The 13,735-nt window shown below is 51.1% G+C and carries 10 protein-coding genes; 4 read left to right on the forward strand and 6 right to left on the reverse strand.

Translation table 11 applies throughout. The features are described 5' to 3' along the window. Positions 1-130: 130 nt before the first annotated feature. From BMW93_RS23545 to BMW93_RS23565, 5 genes are all read right to left on the reverse strand, one after another. Positions 131-517, reverse strand: coding sequence for a TraR/DksA C4-type zinc finger protein (locus BMW93_RS23545; protein WP_090382105.1), 387 nt, complete (start codon positions 515-517; stop codon positions 131-133). A 190-nt stretch (positions 518-707) separates the two neighbouring features. Next, entirely contained in the window at positions 708-1,688 is a 981-nt protein-coding gene (locus BMW93_RS23550) for a pyruvate dehydrogenase complex E1 component subunit beta (protein ID WP_090382108.1), read from the reverse strand. Positions 1,689-1,896: 208 nt separating this feature from the next. Next, a complete protein-coding gene (locus BMW93_RS23555; protein WP_090382109.1) occupies positions 1,897-2,772 on the reverse strand; it encodes a transglutaminase family protein in 876 nt (291 codons plus the stop codon). Further along, the gene (locus BMW93_RS23560; protein ID WP_090382157.1) at positions 2,762-5,314 is read right to left on the reverse strand and encodes a circularly permuted type 2 ATP-grasp protein; all 2,553 of its coding nucleotides are present in this window, start codon (positions 5,312-5,314) and stop codon (positions 2,762-2,764) included. The genes BMW93_RS23555 and BMW93_RS23560 overlap by 11 nt, the downstream gene beginning before the upstream one ends. Before the next feature lie 27 nt (positions 5,315-5,341). Beyond that, entirely contained in the window at positions 5,342-8,761 is a 3,420-nt protein-coding gene (locus BMW93_RS23565; protein WP_090382110.1) for a DUF2126 domain-containing protein, read from the reverse strand. Positions 8,762-9,077: 316 nt separating this feature from the next. Between BMW93_RS23565 and proC the strand changes: the two genes are divergently transcribed. After that, positions 9,078-9,881: a pyrroline-5-carboxylate reductase gene (gene proC / locus BMW93_RS23570; RefSeq protein WP_090382113.1), complete on the forward strand. Its 804-nt coding sequence runs from the start codon at positions 9,078-9,080 to the stop codon at positions 9,879-9,881. A 140-nt stretch (positions 9,882-10,021) separates the two neighbouring features. Further along, positions 10,022-10,933 (forward strand): DUF1338 domain-containing protein, encoded by a 912-nt coding sequence (locus BMW93_RS23575; RefSeq protein ID WP_090382115.1) that lies wholly within the window; start codon positions 10,022-10,024, stop codon positions 10,931-10,933. A 29-nt stretch (positions 10,934-10,962) separates the two neighbouring features. Here the strand turns inward: BMW93_RS23575 and BMW93_RS23580 are convergent, their stop codons facing one another. Continuing rightward, positions 10,963-12,900 (reverse strand): SGNH/GDSL hydrolase family protein, encoded by a 1,938-nt coding sequence (locus tag BMW93_RS23580; RefSeq protein WP_090382159.1) that lies wholly within the window; start codon positions 12,898-12,900, stop codon positions 10,963-10,965. A gap of 102 nt (positions 12,901-13,002) precedes the next feature. Between BMW93_RS23580 and BMW93_RS23585 the strand changes: the two genes are divergently transcribed. After that, complete coding sequence (locus tag BMW93_RS23585) at positions 13,003-13,287, forward strand: hypothetical protein (RefSeq protein WP_090382118.1); 285 nt, start codon at positions 13,003-13,005, stop codon at positions 13,285-13,287. Between the two features lie 226 nt (positions 13,288-13,513). After that, positions 13,514-13,735, forward strand: a 222-nt coding sequence (locus BMW93_RS35720) for a transposase (protein ID WP_143061712.1), incomplete at its 3' end; no start/stop codon positions are given.

Raw genomic sequence — 13,735 nt, forward strand, 5'->3', positions numbered from 1 at the left:
GCCCTTTTTAGACCGGCAGGAGGCCTGCGAATAGCGTATGCAAAGCAGCAGCTTTGCACCATCCGCGCACAAAAAAGCGGGCTACTCCTTCTGGAATAACCCGCTTTCTTCTGTTTGTGACTTGATAAAATCAGCTGGCTCTTCTCAGCTTCGCTTCAATGGTCTGCTGTGTATGCGGTACAATGCGCAGGCGTTCTTTCGGGATCAGCTTACCGGTATCGATGCAAACGCCGTAAGTGCCGTTTTTAATGCGGATCAGCGCGTTTTCAAGCTGTGCCGAATATTTCTGAAGACGTGCCGCCAACTGGCTCAAATTTTCGCGTTCACTGGCATCTGCCCCATCCTCCACAAGCTTGGCCGCGCCGGCTGTTACGTCCGTGCCGCTATCGTTCTTTTTGCTTAAACCTGTTTTAATGTATTCGAGCTCACTTCTTGTCGCTTCCAGCTTCCCACGGATCAGCTCTTCAAACTCCTTTAATTCTTCCTCTGAATATCTTGTTCGTTCTTCTTGCATAATCTGAATTGATTTGTTAGTCTACATCAAGGAGCGTTCAAAGCACAAAAGTACTAGTATTCTGCCTATTTCGGAATAGTATTTAATTAATAACCACTTTCAAATGAGAAACTTACTAACACTGATAACAGGGGCTATAATCAACAAAGCCAAAACCTGGATCGGTAATGGCTTTGCTGCGAATCTCTGAAGATTATTTATAAAGTACCGACTTCACGGCCTCTACAGTCCGCTTCACGCTCGGCAAAATCTCTTCGATCAGCGTAGGCGCATAGGGAAGAGGTACGTCGCGACTGTTCACGCGGATCACCGGCGCATCCATATAATCAAACGCATTGCGCTGGATGTGGTAAGCCAGTTCCGAAGAAATAGCAGCCAATGGCCACGCTTCTTCCACCACTACACAGCGGTTGGTTTTCTTAACCGACTCGATCACGGTAGCATAGTCGATCGGACGCACTGTGCGCAAATCGATCACTTCCACGTCGATACCTTCTTTTTCCAGTTGAAGCGCCGCAGGCATAACCACGCGGGGGATCATTTTACCGAAAGAAACGATGGTAACATCCTTACCCTGGCGTTTGATATCCGCTTTGCCCAGTGGAATGAGGTATTCTTCTTCGGGAACAGCCATTTTATCACCGTACATTACTTCCGATTCCATGAAGATCACCGGGTTGTTGTCGCGGATTGACGATTTCAAAAGACCTTTCGCGTCGTACGGGTTCGAAGGAACGACCACTTTCAAACCGGGGGTGTTCGCAAACCAGTTTTCGAAGTTCTGCGAGTGCTGCGCTCCGAGCTGTCCCGCATTCCCGGTGGGGCCGCGGAAAACGATCGGACAGCCGTACTGGCCACCTGACATCGAAAGAATCTTAGCCGCGCTGTTGATGATCTGGTCGATCGCCACCAGCGAGAAGTTGAATGTCATGAACTCGACGATCGGACGAAGGCCGTTTCCGGCAGCGCCCACCGCAATCCCCGCAAAGCCAAGCTCCGCGATAGGCGTATCGATCACGCGGTCGGGGCCGAACTCATCGAGCATTCCCTGACTCGCCTTATAAGCACCGTTGTATTCCGCAACCTCTTCACCCATCAAAAAAATACTCTTGTCAAGGCGCATCTCTTCCGACATAGCGTCGCGAATGGCATCTCTAAATGCTATTTCTTTCATTCGTAATTCTGATAATTATTAATTCTTAGAAGAAACCGTTGCAAAATCATTTCATCTGATACAGACCGACCTGCGCGGTTACATTAAAAGAGGTTTTGTACACTTATTTCAAAATGGTCTGGTAAAATTAGGCAACACCGGCCAATTCTCAAATTCTTTCCCAGAACCATTCTGTTAAAAAACGAGGTAAATGCAGCGCATTCCGGTATTAAATCGGGATCACGTCCACTTCTACTGAAAGCGTGTGTTTTCCGTAGCTGAAAATAATGCCTTTCAGCGGCGGCACATCGCTGTAATCGCGGCCCCAGGCCGTGACGATATGGCGCTCGCCTGGCACGACATTGTTGGTCGGGTCGAAATCGCACCAGCCGTAATCGGGGATAAAAACCGAGATCCAGGCATGTGAAGCGTCCGAACCCTGCAACTTGGGTTTCCCCGGCGGCGGCAATGTTTCGAGATAGCCACTCACATACCGCGCCGCGAAACCGAAACTTCGGATACAGGCAATGGCCAGATGCGAAAAATCCTGACAAACGCCCTTTTTAGCAGCTAATACTTCTTTAATAGGTGTGTTAATGGTCGTAAAATCGGGTACGAACTTGAATTCCGTATAAATCTTTTTACAAAGCTTCGCGATGCATTCGTACAAAGGCGCATTGTCGTCGAAACAATCGCTGGCAAATGCCCTGATCTCCGCGTCCCATTTCACCTGCGGGCTGGGTAATGTGTATTCCAAAACGGAAATCTTCGTCGCGCGGTCGCTGGTAAGGCGCTGCCGGGCCTCGCCACTGGTTACCGACGATGGAATGAACAGCGAGCCCGTACGCTCCTTCAAACGTTCGACGATCGCCGTCGTAAGCACCGTGAGCGTTTTATGGGGAGAATGCAGCGAAAAGTAATGCGTGGTATTGCCATAGAAATCGACGCGCTCGCTGATCTGCGCCGGTTCCGGGGTGATTTTGATGCTGAAATCCTGGCAAAGCTGGTCGGGCAGCATGCGCGGCGTGAGGCACACGAGGCTGTGGTAATTGTTCACGGCCTCGGCATACTGGTATTCGGTTTTATGGATCAGCTTATACTTCATCCGTATCGTAGTCCAACGGTTCGAAAGAGTGGTGTATCAATGTGTGACTGAAATACTGGTTGGTCAGGTAAATGGATACCGAGCTGATCAGCCTCGCTACTTCCGCGAGCAGATTGAAAAGCTCCGCCCGTTCGTCGTAAGCATTGCATTTGGACAAATCCTGGATATTCGAGAGCTTGATCAACGTCGATGCTTTCAATGCAAGCTTTTCAGCTTCGTTCAGCCGTTCGCCGTGTGCGGTAGCCGGCAGTTCGGCAAGGTTTTTTCCCAGCTCGTCGAGCATATAGGTCAACGAATACGGCAACCGCGGTTCCAGCAAAATCATATCCAGCATCGCCTCCACGCTCAGATGCGACTTGTAGATCTGCCGGTAGTTCACGAGCATATGGTGGTTGATCAGCGTCGCCTCGATCAGTTCATTCTCCACCGCAGCCGTACGCCCCACACCAAAATTCGACTGAATGACGCTGATCCGCGACAAAATCCTTTCAATCAGTTTCCCCGTTTCCAACAGCAGATAGCTGTTATCCCGAGGCATACTTTCGGCGATGACGCCCAGGAAAGTAAACATATTGTTGAACAACCCGTCGAGCGTCCGCTGGATGTTGGTACTGTTCATATGCGACGCATTCCGGATCTCGTGATAACCATTATCGATCAGGTCCACGATCCGCCATATTTCCAGCTCCCACTGGTTCCGTACCGCACCGACGGCATTGAGGAACGAGCCTATATTCGAAGCGACGGTCCCCGCACGGCAATTATCAGAAATCAATGCAATGATTTCCTTGTACGGATCATTCAGCTTTTCCTCTCCATCCAAAAATCCGGGATAGGCGGATGAAACGTGCGTCAGCGACTGTAAAAGCACTTTAATATGCTCCTGCTTCGCCGATCCGCCGAAGTTGCGGTCGAGGTTCAGGACATTGATGGTAATGGTCATAAACTTGATCACCGACATCGCCCGCTCGCAGTACCGCCCTACCCAGAAAAGGTTTTCGGCGCTCCGGCTCGGAAGCGAAACATGCTTATTCACAGCAGCCGGCGTGTTCAGTACAATCCTTTCCTGCGGCTCGTCGGACCTATCGGAAACGATCCAGGTGTCTTTCGAAAAGCCGCCTCGCTGGTTAGAAATCACAAACCGGTCCTTCACCGCCGAGCTGCGCGTAAGCCCGCCCTGCATGACGTGGTAACCGTTTTCATCGGCCACCATAAATGCCCGCAATGCCGCATAACGTGGCTCGATGACCCCGTCGATCAGCGACGGCGTTGTGGAAAGGCTTACTTCCTGCTGTGCGATGAAATCATGCGGCCGCTGGGTGATCATCGCTTTCAGGTTCGCTTTGTCCGCATTACTCAGCGTCCGCCCGTAAATGGATGCGAATTTGGATTTACGGTTAGCCTTTTTGATGATCAACTCGTCGATATTATCGAGCACATAAGCCAGCTCCTTCTGATGCCCGCACCACCAGGTGGCCACATTGGGCATAATCAGCTTTTCACCTAGAAAATACTGGCATATATTCTCCATAAATGCCATAAAAGCATGGTTTTCCAGCACGCCCGATCCCGGCGGGTTCATAACCTGCACATTACCGAGGCGGATGGCCTGCAAAAGCCCGGGTACGCCCAGGCGGGAGTCCTCGCGCAGTTCGAGCGGATCGCACCAGTCGTCGTCGACGCGGCGGACGATCACATCCACTTTTTGCAACCCGTCGATGGATTTCAGCCATACGCTCCCGTTACGCACGAGCAGGTCGTCGCCCTGCGCAAGCGTATAACCCAGGTACGAGGCCAGGTAAGCATGTTCAAAATAGGCCTCATTGCCCGGTCCGGGTGTGAGGTACACGATATTCGGAGCGTCGCGGGTTTTATCTGACAGCCGGAGCACAGTATTTTGAATGCTGTTAAAAAAAGGTGAGAGCTTGCTCACATACATGCCGTCGGCGAGCTCGGGCAGGAGCTTGCTCATCACAATGCGGTTTTCAAGCGTATAACCGGAGCCGGAAGGGGCCTGCGTGCGGCTGTCGAGCACCCACATCTGGCCGTCGGGCCCCCGCGCCATATCGGCGGCGAACAATGTCAGTTGCCGTGGGCCGGGGACTTTGATATCAATGCAGGGGCGGAGAAAGCCCGTGTTTTCAAAAACAATTTCAGCGGGAATGACCGCGTCCTTTACCAGATTTCTCGGGCCATAAAGATCTTTCAAAACGAGGTCGAGCAATAGTGCCCGTTGCTGCAATCCTTTTGAAATCTGGTCCCATTCACGGTGTTCGATCAGGAATGGGATCGGGTCGAGCTGCCAGGGACGGTTCATGCCGTCGGGACTTCCGTAGACATTATAAGTCACGCCATTCTCCCGCAGCTTGCTGATAATCTCCTGATTCCGGTTTTTGAGCTCGGTAATACCCAGTTTTTCCAGCGTGGCAAAGAGCGCCCGCCAGTGTGGCTTCAATTTCCCTTTGGTATCCAGCACCTCGTCGTAGGAAGTCAGGCCGGCTTGATAGGATTGTAACAGGTTCACGGAAGCCTCGGTAAGCATATTCAAAATCAGGGTTATACTGCAAATCTATCGCGATTTCCAGAATTTGCGTAAATCCAGCGTATTGGGATACTCCGGATTGATCAGCTCGATCGGCGTGTCGCTGCGCATTTCCTTTTTCGTTTCGGCTACAAACCGGGAAACGCCCGAAGCCGTTTTCTCGACGACCGGCACCTCGCGGGTAGCCGACGGCGTATGCCCGAATCCCTGGAAAAGGCTGATCTTGCGCGATTCGGCCTCGAAACTGTTGACAGGATAAGTATCAAAACTGCGCCCGCCAGGGTGCGAAACGAAATAGGTACAGCCGCCCAATATACGGTTATTCCAGGTATCAACAATATCGAAAACCAGCGGCGCATCCGCCCCGATCGTCGGGTGCAATGCCGACGGCGGGTTCCAGGCTTTGTAACGTATACCCGCCACATAATCGCCCTTAATGCCCGCGCTCCGGAGCGGTACGCGGCAGCCATTGCAGACCAGAATATGTCTTCCTTCGACAAATCCGCTCACTTTTACCTGCAACCTTTCAAGTGAAGAATCCACAAACCGGGCGGTACCGGCATTCGACAACTCTTCTCCCAAAACATGCCAGGGCTCGATACCCAGGCGCAGTTCCAGCTGAATATTATCGACCGTAATGCCACCGTAATGCGGGAAACGGAACTCGAAGAACGGGTCGAACCACGAAATATCGAAATGATAGCCGGCCGCTTTCAGGTCGTTCACGACATCCACCATATCGAGGTAGGCGAAATGCGGCAGCAGGAAGCGGTCGTGTAGCTCGGTACCCCAGCGGATGAGCTTATGTTTGTAAGGTTCTTTCCAAAACTTCGCGATGAGCGCGCGTATGAGGAGCGTCTGCACGAGGTTCATATGCTTGTGCGGCGGCATATCAAATGCCCGGAATTCAAGAATACCCAATCTTCCGCTCGACGAATCGGGCGAGTAGAGTTTATCCATACAAAACTCCGAGCGATGGGTGTTGCCCGTAATATCCACCAATAAATTCCTGAAAATGCGGTCCACCATCCAGAATGGTACTTCGCCGTGCTCGGGAATCTGGTCGAATGCGATTTCGACCTCATAAAGCCGCTCGTCGCGGCCTTCGTCGATACGCGGTGCCTGGCTGGTAGGGCCAATGAAAGGTCCCGCAAAAAGGTAACTCAATGCCGGGTGATGCTGCCAGTAGGTCAAAAGACTCCGCAGCAGATCCGGGCGGCGCAGAATCGGACTGTCGGCAGGCTTGGCACCGCCGATGGTGACGTGGTTGCCTCCGCCGGTGCCGGTATGCCGGCCATCGACCATAAATTTGTCCGTGCCCAAGCGTGAAAAGAATGCCTCTTCATACAATGCACTGATATTATCTACCAGTTCCTGCCAGTTTTTGGCCGGATGGATATTCACCTCGATCACACCGGGATCAGGCGTAACGATCAGTTTCTGCACACGATAATCCGACGGCGCGGGGTAACCTTCAATGCGCACCGGCATTCTCAGTTTCGCGGCAGTGGCTTCGATGGAAGCCATCAGGTCGAGGTAATGTTCCAGATAATCCGCCGGCGGCAGGAAAATGTAGATAATGCCCTCCCGCTCTTCCACGCAAATAGCGGTTTTGATCACCGGCACATCGAAAAGCAAATTGTTTTGAGATGCATCCTCCTTTTCCTTTGAATCTGATTCTTCATCACCCGGCTGCACCACAGGCAACTCATATGCGGACGCTACGGACCCGTAACGAGCCTGCACAATAGGTTGGTAATCCGCCAATGCAGGCAAATCCTCGAAAGGGCTGCGCTCCACCGGCTGCTCACGCCGCTCTTTGGCGACTTCGGGCAACGAGGTCAGCGGCAAACGGTAACCCATCGCCGAATTGCCCGGAATCAGGAAGCAGTTGCCGCGACGGAACTGCCAGGCAGTACTCGTCCAGTGCTTCCTGCTATCCTCCCATTTGACAGGGATCACGAACCCGGCAGGGTTATTCAAGCCCTTTTCAAGCAATTTGGCCAAAGTCCTGCGCTCAATGGAATCCTTCAAATTCACTTTCAACGGATCCACATTAACAGGAAGCTTTCCCTCTTCCATGGCCCAGAAAATGGGGTCCTCGTAAGCCGGGGTGATGTTATTGGTATCTATACCCAGGTATTTGGCCAATTCAGCCGAAAATACGTCCGCATCGGCGAAAGTGTAGCTTGTCTGGCCCTCTTTGGCGACGAGATCGTCGTTTTTCCACATCGGAACGCCATCGTTCCGCCAGTACAAGGCATATTGCCAGCGGGGAAACTGTTCGCCCGGGTACCACTTGCCCTGCCCGAAATGCAGCAGTCCACCGTGCGCGAATCGGTTTTTAAGCCGCAATGAAAGGTCATAAGCCAGTTGCCGCTTCATCGGCCCGTCGGCAGCGGTATTCCATTCGGCAGATTCGAAGTCATCTATCGAAATGAAGGTAGGCTCGCCACCCATTGTGAGGCGGACATCGTTTTCCTGCAAATCCTTTTCCACATCATAACCTACCTGCATGACCTGCGCCCATTGCTCCTCAGAGTAAGGCTTCGTGACGCGCGGGTCTTCATGGATGCGGAAAACCTTGTTGTCAAATTCAAAAGTGACCTCGGCAATATCGGTAGCGCCCGAAACCGGCGCCGCGCTGGCGTAATCGGGCGTGCAGCAGAGCGGAATATGCCCCTCGCTGGCAAAAAGACCTGATGTAGGGTCCAGACCGATCCAACCCGCGCCCGGCACGTACGCCTCTGTCCACGCATGCAGGTCGGTAAAATCCGCCTCCGGCCCGGAAGGCCCGTCAAGCGACTTGATATCTGAAGTAAGCTGCACCAGATAGCCCGACACAAACCGCGCCGCAATGCCCAGATGCCGCAGGATCTGCACCAGCAGCCAGGCCGAATCGCGGCAGGAGCCGCTCTGGATCGTGAGCGTCTGCTCGCAGGTTTGCACGCCCGCTTCCATACGGATATTGTAATTGATGGCCTTGTACAGTTCCTGATTGAGGTACACGAGGAAATCGACCGTCTTGATATCGGGCTGTATATTCAGTTTCTGAATAAAATCCATTAAAAGCTGTCCGGCCTCGCGCGGTTCGAGGTACGGGCCGAGCTCCTTTTCTAATGTTGCTTCATATTTGAAAGGATATTTATCCGCATAATCTTCCACAAAAAAATCGAACGGGTTGATCACCTGCATTTTGGCGATCACCTCCACGTCGATGCTCAGCTCCGTCGCTTTTTCCGGAAACACGACACGCGCCTGGTAATTTCCGAACGGGTCCTGCTGCCAGTTAATAAAATGGTTCTCAGGCGTGATTTTCAACGAATAACCTTCAATCGGCGTCCGCGAATGCGGCGCAGGACGAAGCCTGAAAATATGGGGAGAAAGAGAAACACTCCGGTCGAACTTATATTTTGTCTTATGGGAAATAGCAACTTTTATAGCCATAATAGGAGTATTATTATAAAATCAGATAATTTGGCACGACGGAGAATCTATCATTCTAAACAAACGCTTTATGCTTATTTTTCAAAATATACGACTAATACAAATCCCTAATGCAGAATTTTATTTCTCTCCACACAAAGCAATCAGCGGAATCTGAAAAACATTTTTGCGAAGCTAACCACGATCTGTAAAGAACATGCCTGTTTGGCCCCTTCGTTCATCATTAATTAATCTGCCCGCCTGCTCAGGACAGATAATTCCTTAAAAGTTACGACATTCGCCAAAATCCTTACGATACCATTAGTTTAGTCCAAAAATGAAAATTGCTATCATCGGCTGCGGCAACATGGGTATGGCCTTTGCCCGCGCCTTCCTGAAATTCGACCTCGTCAAAAACCAGGATTTTTTACTGGTTGAAAAAAGCACCGACCGCATGGACAGCCTTACGAGCTTCCAACCGGGCGTGATCACGGGCATTATCGGCCCGCAGATCGGCGAATACGACCTGATCATCCTTTCGGTGAAGCCGCAGGACTTCCTTTCGGTGGCAGGCTCACTCAAAGAAGTGATCCAGCCCAACCAGGTGGTGTTGTCGATTATGGCCGGCGTGACGATCGAAGGCATTCAGAATGCATTGGACCATAAGGCGGTGATCCGCGCGATGCCGAATACGCCTGCTATGCTCGGAATGGGCATTACCGCGTATTCCGCGTCGCCCGAGGTCGATATCCATCAATTGAGAAAAATAGAAAACCTCATTAACGCGACCGGCCGGTCGGTCTTTTTGGAAGATGAGGACCAGCTGAATGCGGTAACGGCATTGAGCGGCAGCGGCCCGGCCTACTTTTTTTACGTAGTGAAAGCGATGATCGAAGCCGGCAAACAAATGGGTTTCGAGGAATCGGTAGCTGCATTGCTCGTGAAGCAAACGATGCTCGGCTCTTACCACCTGATCAACAATGCCGACAAGTCGCTCGACGACCTGATCAAAGCGGTAGCGTCAAAAGGAGGCACCACCGAGGCTGCGTTGCGCCAGTTTGAAGCTGGTGAACTGGATAAAACACTAGAAAAAGGCATTTTCGCGGCGCAGGTGCGCTCGACGGAATTGTCGAAAGGATAAATGTGTCAGCCTGAGCGAAGTCGAAGGCCGGTACTGCAAACGGCCTTCGACTTCGCTCAGGCTGACAACAGTTTAAAGCTGTCAGCCTTATTAATTTGAACTTCCACAGAATCACTTCAACTCCTCAAACTTTGAAAAATATGGGAACGTCAGCCGGCAAACTTGCCACACTCGACATTGTACTGAACGGCCTCATGCGCAGGTATAAGGAACGCGTTCCCGATGTGGGCATTATTCTCGACGCCATGGTAAGCGATGGCATCGTCCAAAGTGCCGATGATATCGAAAACGACCATATCGCATTCCGCACGATGGGTGTACCGCAGCTTGGCGTGCAGTCGTTCGAAAAAATTTTCCTGCATTACGGCTACGAAAAGCGCGACCATTATTTTTTCGAAGGCAAAAAGCTCGACGCCTGGTGGTATGCCCCGCCCCGCGAAACCGACCCGCGCATTTTCGTGAGCGAGCTCCGCGTAGGCGATCTTTCGGAAGAAAGTCAGCGCATCATCCGCAGCTACACCGACGAGGTTGCCACTGACCCCGCCGATTCCCTCGATCTCGACAATGGCGAGGCCGTAGATGCATTCCTGCACCAACCATTATGGCGCACGCCGACAGTTGCAGATTACCAGTCATTGCTGAAAGAAAGCGAATACGCTGCCTGGGTGATTTACAACCGCTATTACCTCAATCATTTCACAATCAGCGTTCACAATTTACCCGACGGCTACAATACGGTTGCTACTTTCAATGAATTTCTGGAAAGGCACGGCATTAAACTGAACACATCCGGCGGAAAGATCAAGATTAGCCCGGACGGTGGCCTGCTGCAAAGCGCTACGGTGGCCGAAATGCTGGACGCCGAGTTTGCCAACGGCGAAAAACTGCGTATTTCGGGTTCATATGTAGAATTTGCCGAGCGGAAGGTTTTGCCGTGGTTCACGAATGTACCGGCAGGTGAAGTCAAAAGGAAACACCGCCGCGACGGCTTCGAAGCAGGGAATGCCGATAAGATTTTTGAAAGTACTTATACTACGCAGACGGGGCGCTAGGCGGGAGATGAGTAAAAATTCAATGCTATTTACTCATTCACCAAAAAATGCACAACCCGCAGCGCATTCCCCTCGCTCTTCTCATTCTTCTCCCCTGCAATCGTCAAATGCAACTTGTGCTTCCCGGCTGACAACTCGTCTGCAAGCATTAGGTACCATGGCAAATGCAGCTGGTTACTCCAAGGCGTGTATGTATCAAGCGTTTTCGAATTCTTGCCATCAATTGTGTAAGTGATCTTCCCCGCATCAGGTCCCGAAATAATGGCGATGCCTACGCCGCGGCCTTTAAATTCAAAGTCGAGCGATGAACCGGCGGCTTCGCTTACCAGCATCGGCACATTCACAAATCCCGGTCGTGTCTGGAATTTCACTTTGGGCTTCCAGTCGGGATCGATCGTGAAGCCTTTCAGGTTCTTGGCTTCTTCGAGTTTGTGGTAACTGCCTTTTTCGTAGCTGAAACGGTCCATCGGCGCGGGAAGCTTTACGTCGCCGGTTGCCGGCGATTCCATTTTTAGCATTTCCTTAATGGTCTGCGCGTAGATTTCCTGGCCGTAAGGCGATGGGTGGAGGTCTTTGAAATCATATTTCCAGGTAAATTCACCAGCTTTAATGCGGTCGTAAACTTCCCTGGCCAGATTAATGTAAACCGCGCCGTAATGCTTCGCTACCCGCTCGTGCACGCCTACCTCCACGGGTTCTTTTCCCGCGTCGTAATCATCATTCTTCTTAGGCTCGGCGAACGCCATCATCACCACATTTGCTTTGGCATTAGCAGCATACATTTGTCTTAAAATACCATCCAATGCCCTGATCTGCGCCTTTTCGTTGAATCCATTGCCCCGGTCGTTCACGGCGGCTTCTACAAAAAGCAGGTCCGGCGTGCCATTTGCGAGTACATCACGGCTGAAACGCATCGAATGTGGCGTACTGCCGAGCGATGGAATACCGGCCGCGATGAATGTAAATTCCGTGTCGGGGAAATGTTCCCGTAAATATTGGGCGGTTTTGTCCCGCCAGCCGGGGTTATGCGTGATGGAACCGCCGAGAAATGCGACGACGCCTTTTTTTGTAGTCCTGAATTTTTCAAATGCATTCCCCAGGCCACTATTCAAAGTAATGTAAGGTAGATGAGGTAACGGCTTTTGAACGGGCACACTGTTCTCCTCGATGAAATTGGCGAAGAACTCTGGATGTTCGATCGGGAAGTGGTGACCTTCGAGCGTCTGCTCGCCGCGCGTCATCGGGTACACGCTCACGGGCCCGCCCAATGCGAGGTAGTTTTTGACAAGCAGGTCGGTATTCTCTGCTACGGGTGCATGTTCGTCTTTTAAACCGACTACGTGAATAATGGGCACTTTGTAGGAAGCCAGTCCGGCCAGGTCGTTCAAGGGAATGTCGTTGAAGCTGGCCGCCTGCTCCTCGGTCATGTTGAATAGCTTCTTCCACGCTTCCCAGTCCTTGGGCGAGCCTTTGCCTTTACCCTTGCCGCCCGGCCAGCTTTTCGGGTCGGCGACGGGTGCTTCGGCGTAAATGCAGCTTACTTTGTCGGGATTACGCTTTGCCCAGCCGTACACGTACAATCCGCCGCGGCTCACGCCTTCCAAAGCCACTTTCGGCGCGAAATGTTTTTCCTTCACCAGGTAGTCGTAAAATGCGTCCCAAACCTGCATGGCCTTCGGGTGCGCGAACATGTCGTTGGTGTTCACGTAAGCCACATGAAACCCCCGGGTGAGCAAAATGCTATCCATATCGGTGTGCCATGTGGGGAAATGTGCCCGCCACACCCAGGGGTTTCCTTCAATAGCCTTTTTGGGTTTTACATACCAAGCATTACGGTCCTGAAAAGTGAATTCTACTTTTTCAAAACCCTTCCATTGGGTTGTCTTTTCGGTGGTTTGGGCTGAAATATGGGCTATTGACAGCGCAAATAATGCTATCAGAAGTAATGCAGGTCTTTTCGTTTTCATAGTTTTCAAAAGCACGTTTCCAGCACGTTTTACCGCCGGGCACATTCGCTTTGGTATGATATTTTAAAACATCTCTCCTGAAAACAATCTTGAAAAAGACTTATGGATAAGATCGAAAAGTTTAAGACCATGGAGAAAATCCTGCGCGAGATCGAGGATTTGAAAAACAGCGAGACTGCCGTGATCAAGAAGATTGGTCAGATTGAAACAGAAAACATGAACGTCAATGTCCAGAACCTCGACAAGTCACTGAACGAGATCTACGACGGTGTTTATAAAAATCTTCAGAATGTGGAAAACCTTCAAAACGAGTTCACCGAAACCGTGGCCGATTTCAAGGATAAGAACAAGATCACCGAAGAAATGTTAATGGAAATAAGAGAATAAATTACCCCGATATCATCAGACTAAAAACCACAAGAAGCTCCGGTTCGCATGAATCGGGGCTTTTTGCTTGTAGGAGGATGGAGAAAGGGAAGATGGGGATGAAAAAGCCGGTACCGGCCAAATGCTGATCAGTTGAGGGTGTCTCAAAAAGGCACCTTCTTTTGTTATATGGGCTTTGCCGATTTTCTGTGATTGATTATCTTTAGGTATTAGCAATCCAGGAAAGATGGCCCGACGACAACCTACCTTCAAGCCTTATAATCAGCAGCAATTAATGCTGCTTCCTCCAAGTTTAGATGAGTTAATCTCCAAAGACCATGCTTGTCGGGTGGTCAACGATGTGATCAATAGCATCAGTTTAGAGCCGCTTCATTCAGCCTATCACACGATCGGGTCTTCGAGTTATCACCCGCAGATGCTTCTTAAAGTGCTCGTTTATGGTTATGTG

The organism is Dyadobacter sp. SG02, assembly GCF_900109045.1.
Taxonomy (GTDB): domain Bacteria; phylum Bacteroidota; class Bacteroidia; order Cytophagales; family Spirosomataceae; genus Dyadobacter.